21 protein-coding genes are annotated in these 19112 nt (G+C 48.8%); 11 read left to right on the forward strand and 10 right to left on the reverse strand.

The window, feature by feature from the left end; all coding sequences use genetic code 11:
• Positions 1 to 101: 101 nt before the first annotated feature.
• Both QXU03_06610 and QXU03_06615 read right to left on the reverse strand, forming a co-directional pair.
• On the reverse strand, positions 102 to 956 hold the full coding sequence (locus QXU03_06610) for a DMT family transporter (protein ID MEM2171405.1): 855 nt from the start codon (positions 954 to 956) through the stop codon (positions 102 to 104).
• A gap of 222 nt (positions 957 to 1178) precedes the next feature.
• Positions 1179 to 1886, reverse strand: coding sequence for a hypothetical protein (locus QXU03_06615; GenBank protein MEM2171406.1), 708 nt, complete (start codon positions 1884 to 1886; stop codon positions 1179 to 1181).
• 246 nt (positions 1887 to 2132) lie between these two features.
• On the opposite strand from QXU03_06615, the gene pstS reads away from it, so the two are divergent.
• From pstS to QXU03_06645, 6 genes are all read left to right on the forward strand, one after another.
• Positions 2133 to 3293, forward strand: coding sequence for a phosphate ABC transporter substrate-binding protein PstS (gene pstS, locus QXU03_06620; GenBank protein ID MEM2171407.1), 1161 nt, complete (start codon positions 2133 to 2135; stop codon positions 3291 to 3293).
• Between the two features lie 5 nt (positions 3294 to 3298).
• On the forward strand, positions 3299 to 4216 hold the full coding sequence (gene pstC, locus QXU03_06625; GenBank protein ID MEM2171408.1) for a phosphate ABC transporter permease subunit PstC: 918 nt from the start codon (positions 3299 to 3301) through the stop codon (positions 4214 to 4216).
• Complete coding sequence (locus tag QXU03_06630; GenBank protein ID MEM2171409.1) at positions 4209 to 5054, forward strand: PstA family ABC transporter permease; 846 nt, start codon at positions 4209 to 4211, stop codon at positions 5052 to 5054. Before pstC ends, QXU03_06630 begins: the two co-directional genes overlap by 8 nt.
• Positions 5051 to 5803 carry a phosphate ABC transporter ATP-binding protein gene (locus QXU03_06635; protein MEM2171410.1) on the forward strand — a complete coding sequence of 251 codons (753 nt, stop codon included), beginning with the start codon at positions 5051 to 5053 and terminating at the stop codon, positions 5801 to 5803. The genes QXU03_06630 and QXU03_06635 overlap by 4 nt, the downstream gene beginning before the upstream one ends.
• On the forward strand, positions 5803 to 6420 hold the full coding sequence (locus tag QXU03_06640; GenBank protein ID MEM2171411.1) for a PhoU domain-containing protein: 618 nt from the start codon (positions 5803 to 5805) through the stop codon (positions 6418 to 6420). The genes QXU03_06635 and QXU03_06640 overlap by 1 nt, the downstream gene beginning before the upstream one ends.
• Positions 6421 to 6620: 200 nt before the next feature.
• Positions 6621 to 8051, forward strand: coding sequence for a DASS family sodium-coupled anion symporter (locus QXU03_06645; GenBank protein MEM2171412.1), 1431 nt, complete (start codon positions 6621 to 6623; stop codon positions 8049 to 8051).
• 81 nt (positions 8052 to 8132) lie between these two features.
• Here QXU03_06645 and QXU03_06650 read toward each other — a convergent pair whose 3' ends face one another.
• Complete coding sequence (locus QXU03_06650; protein MEM2171413.1) at positions 8133 to 9398, reverse strand: M20 family metallo-hydrolase; 1266 nt, start codon at positions 9396 to 9398, stop codon at positions 8133 to 8135.
• A 179-nt stretch (positions 9399 to 9577) separates the two neighbouring features.
• The gene (locus QXU03_06655; GenBank protein MEM2171414.1) at positions 9578 to 10639 is read right to left on the reverse strand and encodes a hypothetical protein; all 1062 of its coding nucleotides are present in this window, start codon (positions 10637 to 10639) and stop codon (positions 9578 to 9580) included.
• Positions 10640 to 11029: 390 nt separating this feature from the next.
• Here QXU03_06655 and QXU03_06660 point away from each other — a divergent pair, with 390 nt between their 5' ends.
• Complete coding sequence (locus tag QXU03_06660) at positions 11030 to 11866, forward strand: XdhC family protein (protein MEM2171415.1); 837 nt, start codon at positions 11030 to 11032, stop codon at positions 11864 to 11866.
• A 4-nt stretch (positions 11867 to 11870) separates the two neighbouring features.
• Here the strand turns inward: QXU03_06660 and QXU03_06665 are convergent, their stop codons facing one another.
• Positions 11871 to 13139: a VWA domain-containing protein gene (locus tag QXU03_06665; protein ID MEM2171416.1), complete on the reverse strand. Its 1269-nt coding sequence runs from the start codon at positions 13137 to 13139 to the stop codon at positions 11871 to 11873.
• On the reverse strand, positions 13136 to 14284 hold the full coding sequence (locus QXU03_06670) for an AAA family ATPase (protein MEM2171417.1): 1149 nt from the start codon (positions 14282 to 14284) through the stop codon (positions 13136 to 13138). Before QXU03_06670 ends, QXU03_06665 begins: the two co-directional genes overlap by 4 nt.
• Positions 14285 to 14409: 125 nt before the next feature.
• Here QXU03_06670 and QXU03_06675 point away from each other — a divergent pair, with 125 nt between their 5' ends.
• From QXU03_06675 to QXU03_06690, 4 genes are all read left to right on the forward strand, one after another.
• A complete protein-coding gene (locus QXU03_06675) occupies positions 14410 to 14883 on the forward strand; it encodes a DUF123 domain-containing protein (protein MEM2171418.1) in 474 nt (157 codons plus the stop codon).
• Positions 14884 to 14928: 45 nt separating this feature from the next.
• Positions 14929 to 15198, forward strand: a complete 270-nt coding sequence (locus QXU03_06680; GenBank protein MEM2171419.1) for a hypothetical protein — start codon at positions 14929 to 14931, stop codon at positions 15196 to 15198.
• Between the two features lie 177 nt (positions 15199 to 15375).
• A complete protein-coding gene (locus QXU03_06685; protein ID MEM2171420.1) occupies positions 15376 to 15756 on the forward strand; it encodes an OB-fold nucleic acid binding domain-containing protein in 381 nt (126 codons plus the stop codon).
• Positions 15749 to 16072: a PqqD family protein gene (locus QXU03_06690; protein MEM2171421.1), complete on the forward strand. Its 324-nt coding sequence runs from the start codon at positions 15749 to 15751 to the stop codon at positions 16070 to 16072. The genes QXU03_06685 and QXU03_06690 overlap by 8 nt, the downstream gene beginning before the upstream one ends.
• Positions 16073 to 16187: 115 nt before the next feature.
• On the opposite strand, the gene pyrD is transcribed toward QXU03_06690, so the two are convergent.
• The 4 genes from pyrD to pyrF are packed head-to-tail and all read right to left on the reverse strand — an operon-like array spanning position 16188 to position 19106.
• Positions 16188 to 17099, reverse strand: a complete 912-nt coding sequence (gene pyrD / locus QXU03_06695; protein MEM2171422.1) for a dihydroorotate dehydrogenase PyrD — start codon at positions 17097 to 17099, stop codon at positions 16188 to 16190.
• Positions 17077 to 17847 (reverse strand): dihydroorotate dehydrogenase, encoded by a 771-nt coding sequence (locus QXU03_06700; protein MEM2171423.1) that lies wholly within the window; start codon positions 17845 to 17847, stop codon positions 17077 to 17079. Before QXU03_06700 ends, pyrD begins: the two co-directional genes overlap by 23 nt.
• A 3-nt stretch (positions 17848 to 17850) precedes the next feature.
• Positions 17851 to 18444 carry an orotate phosphoribosyltransferase gene (pyrE, locus tag QXU03_06705; protein MEM2171424.1) on the reverse strand — a complete coding sequence of 198 codons (594 nt, stop codon included), beginning with the start codon at positions 18442 to 18444 and terminating at the stop codon, positions 17851 to 17853.
• Positions 18432 to 19106, reverse strand: a complete 675-nt coding sequence (pyrF, locus tag QXU03_06710; GenBank protein MEM2171425.1) for an orotidine-5'-phosphate decarboxylase — start codon at positions 19104 to 19106, stop codon at positions 18432 to 18434. Before pyrF ends, pyrE begins: the two co-directional genes overlap by 13 nt.
• Positions 19107 to 19112: the final 6 nt, after the last annotated feature.

Genomic DNA, 19112 nt, shown 5'->3' on the forward strand with positions numbered 1-19112 from the left:
ACCTCAATCACGTCTATGTTGATGAGGCTATAAAAGCCTTTTACGAAAGACGTTTGTCAACCGATTGTTTCCTTGAATGAGGTTTTTAAGAACTCCTTGTTCTAGTGAAAAACCTGTAGTGTTATACCGAGTGTAACTAGTAGTGCACCGATGAAGACATTTAAAGAAGCCTTTTCCCTGGAGATCACTTTGGTGGTAATCTGCGAGAGCACTGGCGTAAGCGCTAGCGCTATGGTGGTGACAGATATTCCTAGTAGGTACACTGACTGTATGTATAGGATCATGCCTACCCCCCAACCAAGTACGCCGGAAATAGTTGCTGCCACGAAAAAGCCTTTAGTAAACGTCTTTCTCTCGCCGTATATCGTGCTTATAAGTGGCATGGTTAGAAGAGCTGATGTTATTCTCAGAAATGCCAGTAACAGCGCATTGAAGTACTCCTGTACTGCTTTCACCAATACAACCGCTAAGCTCCAGCATATTGCTGCTATAAGCGCGTAGATTAAGCCCTTTAAACTGTAAATACCCCTCCTCCGATCGAGCGAAGTCACCGTCACTCCCGTGAAAGCCAGTATTGCCCCAATTACGGCATTAAAACCAACCGCCTCGTGAAGTATCAATGCTGAAAGCCCCTGCGCAAAGAATATGTAAGTAAAGCCGACGACTACGGCTAAGGATCCGCCGAGTAGCTGTATTGAACGAGTATATGTAGCATCGCCTACACCAGGACCCAGAATACCCGATAAGGTGGCTAAGAAAACTGCATAAGACGGTGAGATCTCTAAGTGCACTCCACTCAAAACTACTAGTATGCTTACAAACGCTAATGCCAGCGTGGCCTTGACGAATGTAAATAGGAAAGGTGGCGCCTCCTTCGCATACCTGTATATGATAGCGGGGTCGAGACTGTTAAGTACTGCAAGTACTACCGGCATCATCGCCGCTAGCAAATCCACCGCTAACACCCAAGCCTTTCAGCACTCAGTTTACTCCATGCCGTGAACCGATACCTCCTAAGTATCAACGTCATATAAAAAGAGTTATGCTTTACCGTGCCTTCTAGTGAAATAAATGTTATTGAACCTGCACCTAATATGGTGCTCGTCGCTACACAGTTCAATTATCAACGCACATACTACTTCTACATGTACCGGTTAACGACGGATCAAGGAACAAGGTTAGTGAATATATCGGGCTCTAATTGCCGCTCCGTCCGCGGTTCTTGCAATCATCTCCACGAAGCTACCCTTCTTTTCGAGGGACTTTAAAGTTTCGTAATCTCTGAGCGATAACGGTCTTACTCGGTAAATAGCTAAACTACTCCTTACCGCCTCTATTACGTGTCCAATACCGCGATCTACTAGTATTCTATTAACTGCCTTCACATCATTTTTACTTGGTACAGGGGGATCCAGAGGATGTGTATGAGCGGAAAAGCACTGAGGGGTACCAGGTAAAATGACTTTGTTCTTTTCACCTTCAATCAGAAAACCCTTGCCGTTGAAGAGCACTCCCAGGTAATACTCTACTCCACTAATATGGGTTTTCCACGCATACTGCTTCATCCTTCGGTGTAGTGTTTTCTTGTAATAGTCGATCACGTGCTCGTAGAGCTCCCTAAGCGGTAAATCACCAATACCTTCCTTCACATTTACTCTGTATCTATCCTGGAACACCTCAATGCTCTCAAACACGTCGTACTTGCACCTAACAGCATGCAACACCACGGTACGAGCGTTTAGCGCTACGCTGTTCACGTAGATGTCATCGCACTCGGCATCTTCGAGCACGTCTTCGAGAAAGTTAATTACTCTACATAGAAAAGCTATGCCCGCCGTGTACTCATCACTTACTACTTCGTGATACTTATTCTTCAAATAGACCATCTCTTAACGCATGCCTGGATTCCATTACTTAGTTAAACCTATTTATTCACTTGCAAACTTCGCACTCGAGGACTATCCATCGCAGAGCGTGATAGATATCTTACCAATCAAGCACAGGAAATACCACGGAAGTGTCTATGTATATCTATAGCTAGTAGTAACTAGTATAAATGTGCCTTGCATCTATATAGATTCTGTAGCATAGCTATATAAATCTGGACAAAATCTATGTAATTGGTGACAATTATGAGTAGGTCAAAATTGTATATAACGATCACCGTTATAGCAATACTTGTAACTATTGTTACCTACTCAGTTATTCACGTATATTTCGCGAGCGAGAAGGCGCCCACTACTACGATCCCACAGGACGCTTCTACCTATAGCACTACTAACCCGTCCAGTAGATTACCCGTTATAAGAGGTGCCGGTGCTAGTTTTCAATACCCCCAAATAGCTCAATGGGCTAGGTTATTTCAAGAAAAAACAGGCATTCCAATAACTTACCAGTCTGTGGGTAGCGGTGCCGGTCAAAGAATGTTCTTGGTAGACCGTGTCGTCGACTTCGCAGCTAGCGATCCCCCGCTTTCAAAGTCCCAGTGGGAAGAACACAAGAACAGGGTGCTCCAGGTTCCGTGGATGATGGGTGCAGTGGCTGTGGTATATAATGTCCCCAGTGTAGGGGGCACATTAAACCTGAGTGGAGAGGTTCTCGCGAAGATATACTTGGGTGAGGTAGAGTACTGGGATGACGCTGCAATAGTGGCCTTAAACCCCACCATTGCGGACAAACTACCGCATCAACCAATTGTGGCAGTCCACCGATCCGACTCTAGCGGGACAACGGAAATATTCACATTATTTTTACACAAGTCTGCTCCTGATAAGTGGTCTAGTGACCTGGTTGGTAAGCAGGTTGATTGGCCCGTCGATAGGAGTGGTAGGGGTGTAGGTGCAAAAGGTAACGAGGGTGTTACCGCAGTTGTTTTGCAGACGGCTTACTCTATAGGATATGTTGAACTTAGTTACGCAATTGAGCACGGACTACCGGTTGCAGCAATTAAAAATGCCGCGGGTAAATTCGTTTTACCGTCCGAGATGAGTATACAGAACGCGGCACGAGGGGTTATATTCCCTAGCTCTCCACAAGACGACCTTAGTTATACACTGTACGAAGTTGTATACTCGCCAAGCGAGGACGCTTATCCCATAGCAACACTTGCTTACGGCTTCTTCTGGGCTAAGTACGAGGACCGGGAGGTGGCTAAAGCGGTAAGTGAATTCCTAAAGTGGATTGTCCAGGAGGGATATAACTACATGATTAAGGGCTACACACCGCCGCCTCAAGAAGCTCAACGTCTACTAGTAGCTGCAGCTAGAATAATAGAGGAGAACAGCGCGAGGTAACGGGAATGAGCTGGTCTAGAACAGACAAATTGTTCTTTATTTCCCTCCTCCCCTCGGCTATTATCGTAACGGGTTTACTGGGCTTATTTCTATTTGTAGTACTTATCCATTCATGGGATAGTATTTTAGCGTACGGTGCAAGGTTATTCGTAGAAAGCGTGTGGAACCCGGAGAAAGAACTATACGGCATCCTCTCCCCTATTATTGGTACCCTTCTGACATCTCTAATCGCCACTTGTACTGCACTTGTTTTTTCAGTATCTTTGTCTATTTTCGTAGTAGAGTACTTGAATAAGCGCGTGCAAAATATTTTCGTGCCTATCATCGAGTTGATGGGCGGAGTCCCCACAATAGTATACGCTATTTGGGCACTACACTACTTAGTACCATTCATGAAAGCAAGCATTATGGAGCCTTTACACAAATATCTAGGCTTTATACCGCTGTTCTCCTGCCAGCCAACTACTGGTTTCTCGATACTAATTGCGGGAATTGCCATCGGAATACCGCTTATTCCCTATACAACGTCGATAATAGTTGAATCTTACAAGCTAGTCCCCCTTACATACAAGGAAGCGTGCCTCGGCATTGGCGCGACAAAGTACGAGCTCGTTAAGGTAATGTTGGCCATTATTAAGCCAGCAATCATCGCATCAGCCATTCTGAGTTTTGCTAGAGCCTCAGGAGAAACCACCATCGCCGTAACCACCGTGGGTAATGCTATGTCGACCAGTGTGTGCATAATTGGACCAGGTTACACTGTCCCCGCTCTACTGGCATCACAGTATGCAAATGCAAATCTGTACCAGTACGCTGAATCTGTCCTTTACGCCGCTGCTTTGACCATCCTCCTGCTCACCCTTGTACTTAGCTTCATTGGGTTGAGAATCCTAGAGAAGTGGAGGGTGAGAATCGTTGTATGAGTGGAGGTATGCAAGAGACAAACTCTTTGCAGCACTGATCACCGCGATGTCCATTCTAGCAGTATTGCCGCTATTCCACGTAATAGCAATTGTGGTCTATAACGGCTCAAAGCCAGTACTAGAGGCGGGAGCTAGGTTCCTTGTAGACATACCGCCGACACCGCTTTCAAAAGACCTCGGAGGAGTGGGGCCAGCACTTGTTGGCTCCTTCCTAATAACGTTAATATCGATGCCAATAACCATCATGCTTGCACTCCTCGCGGCTATCTTGGAGAACGAGTTTCCACATAGCCGTCTATCAAAGACCGTTGACGCCCTATCCCGTTCCTTGGCTAGTGTGCCAACAATAATAGTTTCGATGGTAGTTTACTCGACTTTGGTTGTGCCTATGAGGGGGTTCTCGGCACTAGCAGGAGCTACTGCCCTGACACTGGTCTCCTTCCCATACGCTTATACTGCGTTCACCTCCGCTTTAGGATCCGTGCCGCGAACGTATAGGGAAGCAGCGTACGCTATTGGCATTAATAGATGGAAAACAGTATTCTCAGTCTTTATACCAATAGCCAGAAAGGCGATCGTAGCCGGGATCCTCCTAACGTTTGCTAGGGCTATGGGTGAGACGGCTGCTCTCTTTTTCACTGTGGGAAGATATAGGTCTGGTATAAGCTTAAACCCGCTATCGCCAACCGATGCATTGCCGCTACTCATATTTGACTTCATAACTTCTCCCTTTAGGTCTTACCACGAAATTGCGTGGGGAGCGTCTTTCGTATTATTTGTCTTGTACCTAGCGATCTTCATCACCGTAAAAACAGCCGTAAAGGAGGTTAGATTGTGACCTATGCTATTTACATCGAGGGCTTAAGCGTTTACATAGATAAAGCACACATATTGAAGAATATCTCGATGAAAGTACCCTACAACACCGTCCACGTAATTATGGGACCTTCGGGTTCAGGGAAAACAACCCTGCTAAGAGTCATAAACAGGCTTATTGACCTAATCCCGGGCGTTAGGGTTAGCGGCAGAATCGAGATTTTAGGACACAATTTCTTTGATGTGGATCCCTATATTCTCAGAAGACATATCGGAATGGTGTTCCAAATACCTAACCCGTTCCCGCACTTAACTATATACAACAATGTCGCAATAGCAGCAAGACTAAACAAGGTGGCTAATAACAGAAAGGACCTAGATGAAGTGGTTAGATGGGCTCTTGAAAAAGCAATGTTATGGGATGAGGTTAAGGATAGGCTACACAAGTACCCTCACGAGCTTAGCGGAGGGCAAAAACAGAGGCTTTGTTTAGCCAGGGCCTTGGCCATGAAACCGAGAATACTCCTATTAGATGAACCGACCGCGAATGTTGACCCCGTTAATGCGAGGAAACTAGAACAGGCAATATTATCTCTAAAGGATGACTTGACGATAGTAATGGTGACTCACTCACCTCACCAAGCGGCAAGAGTGGCCGATGAGGTTACCTTTATTTACGAAGGAGCTGTAATTGAGCAAGGCCCCGCCTCAAAGGTCTTTCTCCACCCAATTAACCAGTACACTGCAAAGTTTCTAAGAGGTGAAATATGATGCTCACGAGTGAAGAGCTGAGGCTTGCAATGTCAATTATGCACCGCATGTCGCGCTACGTAGAAGATGTCATGAAGGAAACCGGTAAGCTATTTACGCTGCACGATTTGAATGAGCGCAAAATGGTATGGGAAGAAGTTGAAAACATCGCCAGTATGCTTGAAGAAGCTCGCAGAGATCTCATATATCGCGTTCTCATGTACATAGTAAAGGCACAACCTCTAGGAAGAGATCTCATAACTGCCTACGTACTAATTAACATCGCGTACGACCTGTACCGGGTATCTAGGTATTGCAGAGAAATATCAAAAATAGACCAGTTACTAGCGCCTAAGCAGGGCCTTGCAGATCTAGGGTTATCAGATCTATTCAGTATGGCAGTGGATGCTGTTAAGGCTGCACTCGAAGATCTCGAAAGACAAGAACCCACTAACATGAAGTACGTTAGAGAAATTGACAGCTTAGTGGACAGCACATACAAGGAGACTTTAAGAAAAACATTAAGTCAGGCGAGCGTTCCAGGCATAAAGACGCTGGGACTACTCGTTGTAAGGCACGTGGAGAGAATAGTTGACCACGCCCACTACATAGAGCAGTACCTCGTGGAGTTAAAGTAGGATAATTGCGATGGCGTCGATACACATTGCGAAGGCCCGGTAATTCAGAGTAGTGTGCGGATCCCGCCCGGCCTTCATGTCCTGATCCTCCATGACCGACCACGAGGTACTTCTTCGCTGTTTTTAGAAGGCTTACTAGAGGCTTTTTAGATTGCTAGCTAATTTACTTTATGGCCGGGTAACCGGCTGGGGGATACGAAGTGGGCACCAAGCTTAGGGCATCAATTGCTTTTGTAATGTTGATAGTGGCTCATACTATAGCCTCGCTCCAGCCGCCCGAAGGCTTGACCTCGAAGTCTATGGCTATGCTGGGAATAACGCTACTCGCTCTAGTCTACTGGGCTACGGAGTGCGTCCCCATACCCGTAACAGGCCTACTGATAATATCCCTTCAAGTCCTCTACGGTATTTTCCCGCTAGGTAAGGCTGTTTCGTTTATTGCCTCTAAAGTAAATATCCTTGTACTGGCGGGCCTAGTAATCTCCGTTGCGCTCACAACGTATAGCTTAGATAAGTTAATAGGATTAAGCATTGCGTCCCTCATGGGTAACAGAGCAGATATGTTGCTGCTCGGATTAATGCTATCTACAGCGGTACTCTCTATGTGGATCCCCAACACTGCTGCAGCCGCCCTAATGGCGCCGGTAGCCCTCGGCACGCTCAGGTTACTGAAAAAGGAGAAAGGCGAGAGCAATCTCGGTAAAGTAGCCATGATTGGTATAGCGTATGCGGCCACCGCTGGCGGTATCGGAACACCCGTCGGCACTCCGCCCGTACCGATAACAATAGAGAACATAGAAGCGACCACTGGCACCAAGATAGGGTTCGCCACCTGGATAAGCTGGGGAATACCCATTTCAATAGTGCTAGTACTTTTGGCTTGGAGGATACTCCTACTGCTTTATCCGCCGGAAACGAAGACTATGGCGGTAGGCAGGGAGCTGATAAGAATAACCCTGGGCGATTATGGAAAGCTAACTTCATCACAAAAACACGCTCTCGGCCTCTTCGGTCTAGCAGCACTACTATGGCTCTTAGACCCCATCATATCAACGGTATTCAAAGACAGGTCCTGGGCAGCTGACTGGACTTACTTAGCTTCACTAATCATAATCATACTCTATACTGTACCGGTGGTTGGCGTTCTAAGCTGGCGCCAGGTAACCGAGAAAGTTGATTGGGGCATTCTCTTCCTAGTCGCCGGTGGACTGGCTATCGGCGAGGGCCTGAGGGAAACGGGCATAGTGGATGCCCTATCTAGGGTTGCGAGCAGATTCCTAGCCAGTGTACCGGAGTACGTAGCGCTGGTAGTCATAGCGATCATATCCGGGCTTGGCGTATCCCTGTTTTGCAGCATAACGGCGACGGCCTCTACGATGGTACCGTTATCGCTAGGCATAGCTACGTCGACGGGCATAGACCCGAGACTAGCAGGAATATTCGCCGGTATAGCGTCGTGTTTTGCTTTTCTACTACCGGCGAACAGCCCTCCGAACGCCATCGTGTATTCTCACGGGTACTTCAAGAACTATGAGATGGTTAAAGCCGGTGCACTACTAATAGTAGCCGGCATTCTCGTGTTACTGCTTTTTGCGCCATTGATAGAGTTCGTGCTCACCATGATATATTAAATTGAAAAGGCGCTTTAGGGTTGGAGAACTAGGATATATTTATATTAGGGAAAAAGACTAACTAGTTTTTAGTTTTAGCGCTCAGGCCTTTACCATCAAGTACGCCATTACTTTCGCGTCTGCAACCAGGTTCCCTATTATGCAGTACTCATTCGGCGAGTGAGCGGTCTCGTCTACCGTAGACCACACTGCTGCGGGAATGCCTATTCTCCTGAAGAACGCAGCTACGGTGCCTCCACCTATTCCTCCGACCTTGGGCTCCAGGCCTCTAAGTGTCTTTAGAGCCTCTACCAGTGACTTGACAATAGGCGAGTCTACAGGTGTGGGTGGAGCTGCGTCTGCTCTCATCGAGATCTCTAATTCAAGCTGCGGGAATACAGCTTCGCCCACTTTCTTCTCGTATACGGATTTAACGGTGTTGAACACGTTATTGACGTCTTTGAGGAAGTCGTCTAGGCCGTATCCCGGTAGCACTCTGCAGTCAAACACTACTTCGTGTTCTCCGGGTATGATGTTTGGAGATCCGCTTGGGTTCCTGACCATCGTCGGCTCGCACGTTGTCGTGGGCGGATCAAATAGTGGGTCCACTCTTCCATACTTCTCTCTTACAAGCCTATCTAGTAGAAGGATGAACTCCGCGGCAACCCTGTGCGGGTTCAGGCCCTTATGGGGCATGCTAGCGTGTGATTGTATTCCTTTAAACCTTAGCTTAGACCATAGTATGGACTTCTCTGCAACTTCGATGAAACTACCGTCACTTACCCCGGCGTCCGGTACAAGTGCTATGTCGTTTTTACCGAATAGCTCTGGGTGGTGCTTTATTAGGTAGCCTATGCCGTAGTCTGACCCTGCCTCCTCGTCGCTTACCAGCGCTATCGCGACCGTTCTCTTAGGCTTAATACCCTCTTCTAGTAGCGCTTTAGCGGCTACTAGGGAGGACACTATTGCCTGCCCGTTGTCTTCGCTCCCCCTTCCATAGATCTTGCCTTCCTTGATGACCGGTTCAAACGGCTTTGTAGCTGTCCACGCGCTTAGGTCGCCGGGTGGAACGACGTCGAGGTGCGCTAAAATCCACAGCTTATCGTCCACTTCTCCCTTTATGTAAGCTATGATGTTAGGTCTAACTCCGTTCTTGGCGCGCGGGTCTTGCGCATTGATTACCTTTACGTCACTAAATCCCCATTGCTTGATTTCATCTAATAGGAACATTGCTTTATCGTACTCGCCTTCTCCGCCGAAGGCGGGGTTTACTGCGGGTCTACGGACGATCTCCATTAGGAGATTAACCGCATAGTCTTTAAGAGAATCGACTTTACTTACAACGCGTTTTACGATGTCTTCCGACACGAACACTCACCTAGGCTATAGTAATAGCCCACTAATTTAAAAGCTTTATTCACAGCTTCTATTAACGCGGGCACTGCTGCCGTTTACAACCACGTTAACGATGTGTAATGAGCGAGGCATGGATTTATAGGAAAGGAGTTATACTGAACAAACTATGAGTAGTAAAAAATACGTTAAGGCTAGGCAATTCCGAGCTGTTTCTGTAGTTCTGCTAGTTGCGGCTCTACGAACCTTCCATCTTTGAGTATTAAGACATCGTCAAGCCATACTGAGGAGTTCAATGTTATTCCGTCAGTGTGCGAGGGTGCTGGTATTGGTTCGCCACCGGTTAACATCGGGCCTACGTAACCGAGGCCCCACTCCGTTGCACCCCATATTCTCTCCGCTTCAACGATATTGCCCGTTAACTTCGCGCCTGGGTTTACTCCGTAGCATACGTGCGCCAATTTAAACATTTGTGGGTGGTTGAAGCTCTTTAACCAGCTCTCGAAGACCCTTGCTTCGCTCCCGCCCTCAATTTTTACAACTACTCCCTTCTCGACGTAGAGCTTAACCGGCTCTCTGAGTGGTTGGTCGAACGGCGGGTTAATGATGCCGTCGAACACTATTACGCCGTTAATGCTCTCGAAGACAGGTGACCAGCCTATTTGCCCGGGAACCATGTGCATGCCTGGAACAGACGCGTCTCCTTTCTCGTTTATTATTGGGCGGGTTGGATCATTTATGAATGTTACGTCCGTGCCAGCTGGGTTAGTTATTCTAACCCGTTTGGCTTTCCTCGTCATTTCAACTAGGAGGTCTTGGAACTTCTGTAGGACGGGTATGTTTACGCGGCCAATAAGTCTAACCATCTGGTCAACGCCCATACCGACCATGCACATGTATCTCAGCTTTTTGTTTTCTTTAAAGGCGAGCTCGAATACCGTTGAGTAGAGTAGCCACTGGTAGTTGAACTCGATCCACACGTCAACTTTGGAGAGAAGGGCGCCTAGACCCTCAACGGGTAGTACGGGGTCCGTCTGCTTCCCAACACCGTAAGGCGAAGCCTGCATCCAGACGGTAACGACCTTTGCACCGACATCGTGCGCGGCTCCAGCTACAGCCTCTACTACCCTTTCATCAGACATAGTATCGGCGGTTATCACAACAGACTCGCCAGGTTTTACCTTGAAGATGTCGTTAATTAGTACTTTTGCGGCGTGGTACATCTCCCACTCATAGAACTTAGTCAAGCGGTTCACCCGGGTTTTTACTCTACTACCTCAGGGTATATAAGTATTTCGGTTTGTATCAAGTGCGATACTACCCACGAGTACTTGTCCCTATTTACCACTATATTTTGCATCACTCCAAGCAGGGCTTATAACAAAGCGCGAAGGGTAGAACTCTACTTCCAATTCTCTACCCCCGTGCGTGGTTGCAATGCCCATAAAGACCGGGGCAACTAAAGTAGCTTAACTAGTGGATGTGGGCTTTTCTCGCGGTACATGCTTACTGCGCGGAATCGCTGAAAGCTACACCAGTAAACACCACCAATACCTCTAAAAGCATAAATCCCTCAACAAACAGCCCCATGGGAAGTTACCTCAAGGTTTTAAGCTTATACGAGGAAAAAGACGTAGGTGTGGGCTATGAGTTCCGTGGAGATCCTCGAGTGGGTGCTAAAGAGGGTGTCAAAGGGGGAGAAGGTGGCTCTCGTAACTATAGTGGGTAAGGAAGGTAGTGGTCCCCGGGATATCGGCACGATGATGGCGGTTTCCGCTGACGGGTCCGTTATGGGGACTATAGGTGGCGGCGAGGTGGAGAACATAGTTGTAAAGGAGGCTGTATCGGCGCTGAGGGAGGGTAGGTCTAAGAGGGTAAAAGTGGCTTTGAGGCCCGAAAACGTCCCCGAGAACGCCATTAAAACTAGGATGATATGTGGTGGTATACTAGAGGCCTTCATAAACGTAATACAGCCCACACCTAGAGTTATCATAGTGGGTGCGGGGCATGTCGGTAAACCGGTAGCCGATATAGGCAACCTCCTTAAGTACCACGTAATCGTCTTAGACAGAGACTCCGAACTCGCAAGCCATGAGAGGTATCCATATGCCGAGAGAATAGTCGGTGATGTAGTAAGCGAGGTGGAGAAGCTTGAACTACGCGAAGCTGACGTTGTCGTAGTAACGTATGGTGAGCCAGAAGTAGATTACCAGGTGCTCAAGAAGCTCCTGCTCAAGGGCTTTAAGGGACATGTATGGGCTCTCTGCAGTAAGAGGAGGGCGATCTGGATGATCGAGAGGCTTAAACAGGAAGGTATAAACGTAGACGAGTTCAAAGACAGAATTCACGCGCCTGCAGGGCTTGATATAGGGTCAGATACGCCAGAGGAGATTGCCGTGAGCATATGGGCTGAGATACTGTGTGAGGCGAGGAAGTGTAGTAAGCCGGTTAGGTCCCTCGGGGTCTTGCACGGACCGGCATAGATGCCTAGGAGCTTTCAACGGCTTTCACCACCTTTACTATCTCTTCCCTATTCAGCTTCACGACTTTTAAGTACTCTTTTGATAATGCCGCTAAACTCTTGTTATCGCCCTTCACCATTACCGTTATAAGCGAAGCGCGTGTCCTCTTAAGGCCCTCTTTTATTGGGCGCTCCATTACCCTGTCAATGCCATCCGTAATTAACACTATAGAGCTGCCTGCCACTTTTCCCTCGTCGAGGTCGGATAGTGCCGTTACGAGCGCGCGAGTTATGTCCGTTCCACCGGCCCCTTTGATCCTAGCCACGTACTCGAAGACTCTTACCGCCTCGCTAGACCTCGGGGTTTTGCCAACTCTGACCAAGCCATAAGGCTGGCTATCAAAAAACCTAATGTAGTACTCACACCTGCTCCTGACGGCCTTTATGTAAAGTGCCAGTGCGACGGCCTTCGCCCACGTTATTTTCTCACCTTCCATGCTACCGCTCTTATCCAGTAGAACGTATATGGGCCCTGCGGACTCTTCTAGTACCTTATTATACAGCAGTAGCCTGCCCTGCACGAGCTTCGCGTAGAACGCGTCTTCGCCGTATATGAGATTTCTAGGGGACATCCTCTCGACATCCGATCCGAGCTCGTACCCCATTTTCCCGCCTTTCTTGAATGGCCTGTACTTTCTAGACGTCACAGTACTCCAATACTTCAAGCCGGATATTACATCAAGGATTCTCCTCACATCCGCCTCCTTCGCGAGCCTTATAAGCTCCAGGCTGTAGTCCTCTAGCGAGAAGACGCTAAGAGTGCCGGGCTCGAATCCCTCTAGCGCGAGCCTTACACGTGAAAGTGCCTCGATATCGGATTCCACCTCACCTGTGAGCTCCTTTGCTTCTACCAAGACCTCGTTAATACTCGTCGTGGCGTCCTGGCGCCTACCGTTAATCCACGAATACCGCTCATGTAGTTTTGCGAGGTATAGTGCCGCAGTAATGGTGCTGAGCACCTGGTCGAGAATAGTTCTGGCTCTCAACCTCCGTCCTTCACTAGTTTGAATTAGCGCTTGCACTACTGCCCTGCACAGCTGGTTCTGCGCGTCTTCGTCTATTACCGGTGCCGGTAGGTAAAGCGAGTAGTACACGTCAACGGCGAGGAGGGGGTCTATCCTCGCGTCGCCTCCTAGTAGAAGTAAGCGTGCTAGCCTCGATACCTTACTACCCCTGTACTTGACGAGCGGGCTCTCGTACTCTATGCCTTTTAGTACTCCCTTCTCCGTTTTCACATTAACAGCCTCTTTTTAATGTCCTCCACCATGTTGCCGACTTCTACGAGGAGATCTAATGCCCGCTTCTTGACGTACTCGTCTGTAGCGCTCTCCGCTATTCTTCTGATCTTTTCTCGCGCTCTCTCAAAGCCTCTCAGGTACTCGATAAGCCTCGGATCGAATTCACGTACCCTGGCTATGAAGGCTTTAGCTTCCCTAATGTTTTCCTCTACTTCTCGAAGCTCGCTGAGAAGCCTTTCACGAGTACCCAGCTCTTCTAGAAGTATTACTTGGACTTTTTCAGCCTCTTCTCGGGTGCCCGCGGCAACGTATTTTAAAGCAAACAGGTCCTCTTCGGAGGCAACTAGCCTGTTGTTTAGAAAGGCGTGTGCTGCTATCACCTTTAATGCCTTGCCCTTCCTTCTGTCAGTTAAGTGTACGCCCTGATCCTCTAAAACGGCGTAGAGCTTTACGAGTTGTTGCTTTACTCGGGACACGTCTACTGACAGTATTAGCGAATTTATAGTTTTCAAGTCCTCTATTGAGAGAACCGGTTGAGGGGCCCTGTAACCTTCTCTTTCGATTTTCCATGAGGCTTCAAGGAGCATTGGCCACTTGTCCTCACTAACCGGCTTCACAAAGTGCCTTAGTAAAAACCTATCGTAGAGAGCTTGGTATTCTTGCTCTTCGGGCACGGTGTTACTCGCTGATATTAGTGTCCAGAGGGGGACGGGGATCTCGACATATCCGTCATATATTATCCGCTCGTTTATGAGTGTTAAGAGAGCGTTCAATATAGCCGAGCCGGCGTTGAAGATTTCGTCTAAAAACGCTATTTCGGCATCAGGTAATTTGCCCCGGGTGATCCTAACGTACCTGCCTTCTTTAAGTGCAGCTATGTCCAGCGGACCCAGTAGCTCATCGGGTTCAGTGTACTTCGTTAAGAGGTACTTGAAGAAACGCGCCCTGAGCAGGTCTGCAGCCCGTCTAGCTATAGCGGACTTCGCGGTACCCGGTTCTCCCACCAGGATGGCATGTTCGGAGGTTACGAGGGCAAACGTTATTACGAGCGCCTCCTCTTCCCTACCAACAAAAGGCTTCTCTAGCTCCTTCTTAAACCTATTGACAGCGCTAACCAGTTCCTGTAAGTTCCCGTTGCTCAAGCAAACACCTCAGCGAGGTAACTCTTCTTCATGAGGGACTTCTGCTGAAACCGAGTGTCATCACTATGAAGTTTTATCTCAGCAAGTACCTAATATTTGATACCTAGTGAAAGGTGAGCACACGGGTGGATTGGAACTGCTACGTGCTGGTGCTCGAAGTAATGTGTGATATCGAGGCTAAGCTAGCACGTAGTAGCGTCATACTCAAGCCCGGAGTATACCTGTACATAGGGTCGTCGCGGGGGCCTGGCGGGGCGCTGGCTAGGATAATCAGGCACGTTTCCAGTAGCAAGAAGGCGTGGTGGCACGTCGACAGCTTAACTCTCAGTCCATGCTGTGCTCTAAAGGGCTTTTACCTACTCAATTCCGCGTGCAAGGACTGCGAACTAGAAGTATCACAGCGGCTTGCAAGGCTCTTCAGCTACGTGCCGGGATTCGGCTCAGCCGACAAGCCGCAAAGCCCCTCGCACCTATTCATATGCTCGGAGGACTACGAGAACTGTACGTGCAAAGTGTACAGTATTTTAGAGCGCATAGAGTGCGTAGTGGACGTTATATACGTAGATGCTGGGGGCGACAATTTAAGGATAATTAAGTAGCCTTATCCTGAATAAAGCATCGAGAAGGGTGTTGGGTTAGTCCCCGTGCATGCTGACCAGGCCATAGGTGGAGAAAGCGTGCTCTGCACTACAGCGAAAAACATTCTCTTAAAGCTACTCGAGAGAAGTGATAACTACTTTAGCAATGGCTACTTGAACAGCGAGGGCATGAAACTCCTCAACGTAGCATTAAGGTATGCCGTCCACACATGCCCGGAGCGTGCTTCCTACCTCAGGAAACTTAGAAAAACCAGATCTTACGAAGACCTTCTCAGGGTATTGGATGTTTTCGGCTTCGAGCCCGTGGATTCGTAAGGGAACCCTGCGCACAGTGCGTGGATCGCAGACGATCGCGAAACGCTTATTAACCCTTATCCCACTACTTGGGCATGACGAATCGTATACGAGCTGGGTTAAATGAATTCGAGTTCGGAAAACAGAAGTTCCGGGAGGCCTTCACCTCCTATAAACGTAATGCAACTACGTCCAGGAATGGAGAATGTAACTGTAAGGGTAAGGGTACTAAATACCACACAGCCGAGAACAATAGAAACGAAGAAAGGCGCCAGGACCATTAGTAACGCCATCGTAGGAGATTCTACGGGTAGGGTTGAAGCTGTACTGTGGGGCGAGAAGGTAACGGCATTGAAGACCGGGGACGTCGTAGAGATCAAAGGTGCTTGGGTTACCGCCTATAGGGGTAAAGTGCAACTAAACATAGGCAGAAACACTGATATAACCCCGCTACCGGGTGACAGCGTCTCCGAGGAAATACCGGAATCCGAGCCCCGGGCAGCCGGCGGGCCGCCAGCACCTCCTAGGGGAAGAAGAGGCGGCTTCACAAAAAAGAGACGAGGCGAGTCGATTGAGTAGCGAAGAAGAACTGCGCAAGAAACTTGACAGGGGCGTTGTAGACAGGTACGTAGAAGTTAGGAGCACGAAGCCTACGAGGCGGGGTAACTTCCTCGGCGTGGAAGAAGACAAGTTCTACGTTGCTGTAAGCGAGGAAGAGGTATACGAGTTATCGCCACTAGCGTACTACATCTGGGCACTCTGCGACGGAGAGCATACGGTCGAAGACATGGCACACAACATCTCAGAAAACGCAAATGTGGAGTACTATAAGGTAATAGAGCCCCTTCTAGTGGTTTTAGATGAGATGAGAAAAGTCGGGCTTATAGAGTACTAGTTGCACTTATACGTAAGCTTTTCAGCTTATTAGCTCTTTTTTAAATTATCTGGCTACGGGATGACCGGAGACTCCAATACCGATCGGTGGAGACACTCCACCCCTAGGGGACCCTTTAATCCTTGTGTGCCATGCCCACGAGCTCTGCTAGCCTACTGTACCCGAGTAGGCTAGTCCAGCTTTCCAGCCCCTTCACTATTTCATTAGCAACATTTCTATTACCTAGTAGTGCACTTCCAACCTGTACGGCCTTGGCTCCGGCGAGTATGAACTCTGCCGCATCTTTCCAGCTACTTATGCCACCACACCCCACTATTTCCGCCTTGTATTCTCTATAGACATCAAACACAACCCTTACGGCTATGGGTTTGATCGGCGGGCCTGACAACCCCCCTTGCCTATTCGAGAGCACGGGCTTCGCGGAGTACACGTCTATCGCCATTGCTCTAATAGCGTTTATCAATGTTAAAGCTTTAGCGCCGGCTTCTAAGGCTCTTCCAGAAGAATCCACCACCCTGTCGCTAAGACCGAGCTTTACGATGACCGGTATCTTGATCGCTGACGCAACCTCCTTAACCAGCTCGTACACTAGGCTGGGATCAGAGCCTAAATCGAGCCCATGTCCCTTGACGTGCGGGCAACTCAAATTAAGCTCTACAGCTGTTGCTCCTGCTTCTTCAACGATAATCGCCAACTCAGTAAACTCTTTCGCGTTCCTGCCTCCAATGCTCACCACAATGGGCTTACCGCACGCTTTTGCCCGCTCAACCAGTAGGGGTATATAGCGAGCTCCTCGATTAGCCAGCCCAACGGCGTTTAAGTATCCCCCGGACTCCAACTTTACGAGTATGGGTGGCGGGTAGCCTTCTCTCGGTTCTAGCGTAAACGTCTTTGTAACTATGGCTGAAAACCCCGCTTCCACGAGGATGTTTACGTGCTCCGGCTCCGATCCCAGTATACCGCTGGCGTTCATTACGGGGTGGCTCAGGCGCACCCCTCCAATACTAGTTTCTAGCGACGTGTTCAAGGTAATCAATCACCTCCGCGCACTCGAACACCGGCCCGTCTACGCAAAGGAGCTTTGGATGAGGCTTTAAAACACAACTTCCGCATGCTCCAAGCCCGCACTTAACCATTGCTTCAGGTGAAACGTACACGTTTACCGAGCTACTTAGCAGTCTACAAAGATCGCGTAACATGGCGCCGGGTCCCACGGCTAGTACTACATCCCACCTGGCCTTGTTTTCCGCCACCAGCTTAATTGCAAGTTGCGTAGCAGTGCCGCAAAAGCCTGTACCGCAGTCCTCGGTGGCGTAGTAGATCTCGTTCACGTCGTTAGCTACCTCTTTTAGATTGAACAGCATGTCACTACCACGTACACCCCATGCAGCATCAACTACCACTCCGTACTGAGAGGCATAACGAGCTAGGTAAGGTAACGGGGCTATTCCAACACCGCCCCCGATGAACAGCACCTTATCATAGTGACGGGGGTCAAAGCCCTTACCGAGCGGGCCTTTAATTCCAAAAAAGCCTTCGACGTCTTTAAGTGCTTTGGTACCCTCACCTACGACTTTAAAGATTATTGAAATGCTGTTCTCTCCTCCCTTATACTGGGCTATTGACATTGGTACTTCGTCCACTCCAGGTATCCACACGTTAACGAACTGCAATGGCAGGGGATCCGCGTTAAGGGGCTCTATTAGCTTAAACTCGACGTAGTAGTACTTGCTACTTAAGCGACGAATACCTGCTTTCTCGGCTACCCTGAACAATCCCTACTCCTCCCCAAACTTCTCTAAGTACTCTACTATCCTAGCGTACTCTTCCCTGGTTATGAGCCCCTCTGAATGGAGTTCTCTAAACAACCACCTAGCCGTTACTAGGGCGTGTAGCTCAACGCCGTACTGTCTAAGTAGCTTCTTAGCGCCTTGCCCCCTGTCAACTATTACGACGGCCTTAACGGGCATGGCACCTGCTTCTACGAGGTGTTGCACAGCCTTCGCGATGGAGCTACCTGTAGTCACAACGTCGTCCACAACTGCAACGCGCCTTCCCGTAACTAAACCCTCTACGGCAAGCCCTACTCCGTGGTTTTTCTTCTCCTTTCTAACATAGGCCATCGGCTTATTGGTAATGCACGATATGTAAGCTGCGAGCGGTATACCGGCAGACTCTACGCCGGCGAGGACGTCTACGTCGCTTAGTGGTACTCTCGATACGAGTTCCTGTACGATGCGCTTGGCGAGGTCGGGATAACTGTATAGTTTCCTCATGTCTATGTAGAATGGGCTGAAGAGCCCTGAAGAGAGCTTGAAATCTCCTAGCTTAACCATGCCATGTTTGTAGAGCTCAACGGCTATCCACGACACGTTCTCACGCTCCTTAATTGCGCTTCGTAGACTTCTCTAGCAATTTTACCGGGGTCGGGCGATCTCACTATGTACCTGCCAACGATTTCATAGTCTGCTCCTGCGCAAAGAGCGCTTCCCGGTTCTGCCCCCTGAACACCAACACCAGGCGCATATATCTTAAGCTCATCCTTCACCGCTTTCCTAGCCCTCTCGATTAGCCAAGGCCTTGTCGCCGGCACTACTACTCCATGTACTCCCAGTTCTAGTGCGTCTGCGAGCAACTCTTCGAAGTGCTTGTCGAGGTATTTTCTAGAGCCCCTGTGGCTCATCGCGGTTACCAGTATTACATCCACCCCTAGCATTCTTGCTTCTTCTACGAGTTTTTCAACACCATCACCCACGCCAACGAATCCGTGAGCTATTACGGCGTTTGCACCGCTCTCAGCGAGTTTTCTAAGCACGCGTACCATGATGTCTCCGATGTCAGCCAGCTTGAAGTCTACAATTACCCTTTTACCGGATGTTTCCTTAATGGCACGTATTACTTCTGGTCCACTTTCAAGGACGAGAGGTAGTCCAACCTTGTAGCTTACCGCGTACGCACTGGTTTCCTCTACTATCTTCAGCCCGCTGTACTCTCCACTGGGTCCGAAAGGTGGGTCTAGAGCAATTACGAGCAAATGCCC

The organism is Desulfurococcaceae archaeon (assembly GCA_038845865.1).
GTDB lineage: Archaea > Thermoproteota > Thermoprotei_A > Sulfolobales > Desulfurococcaceae > UBA285.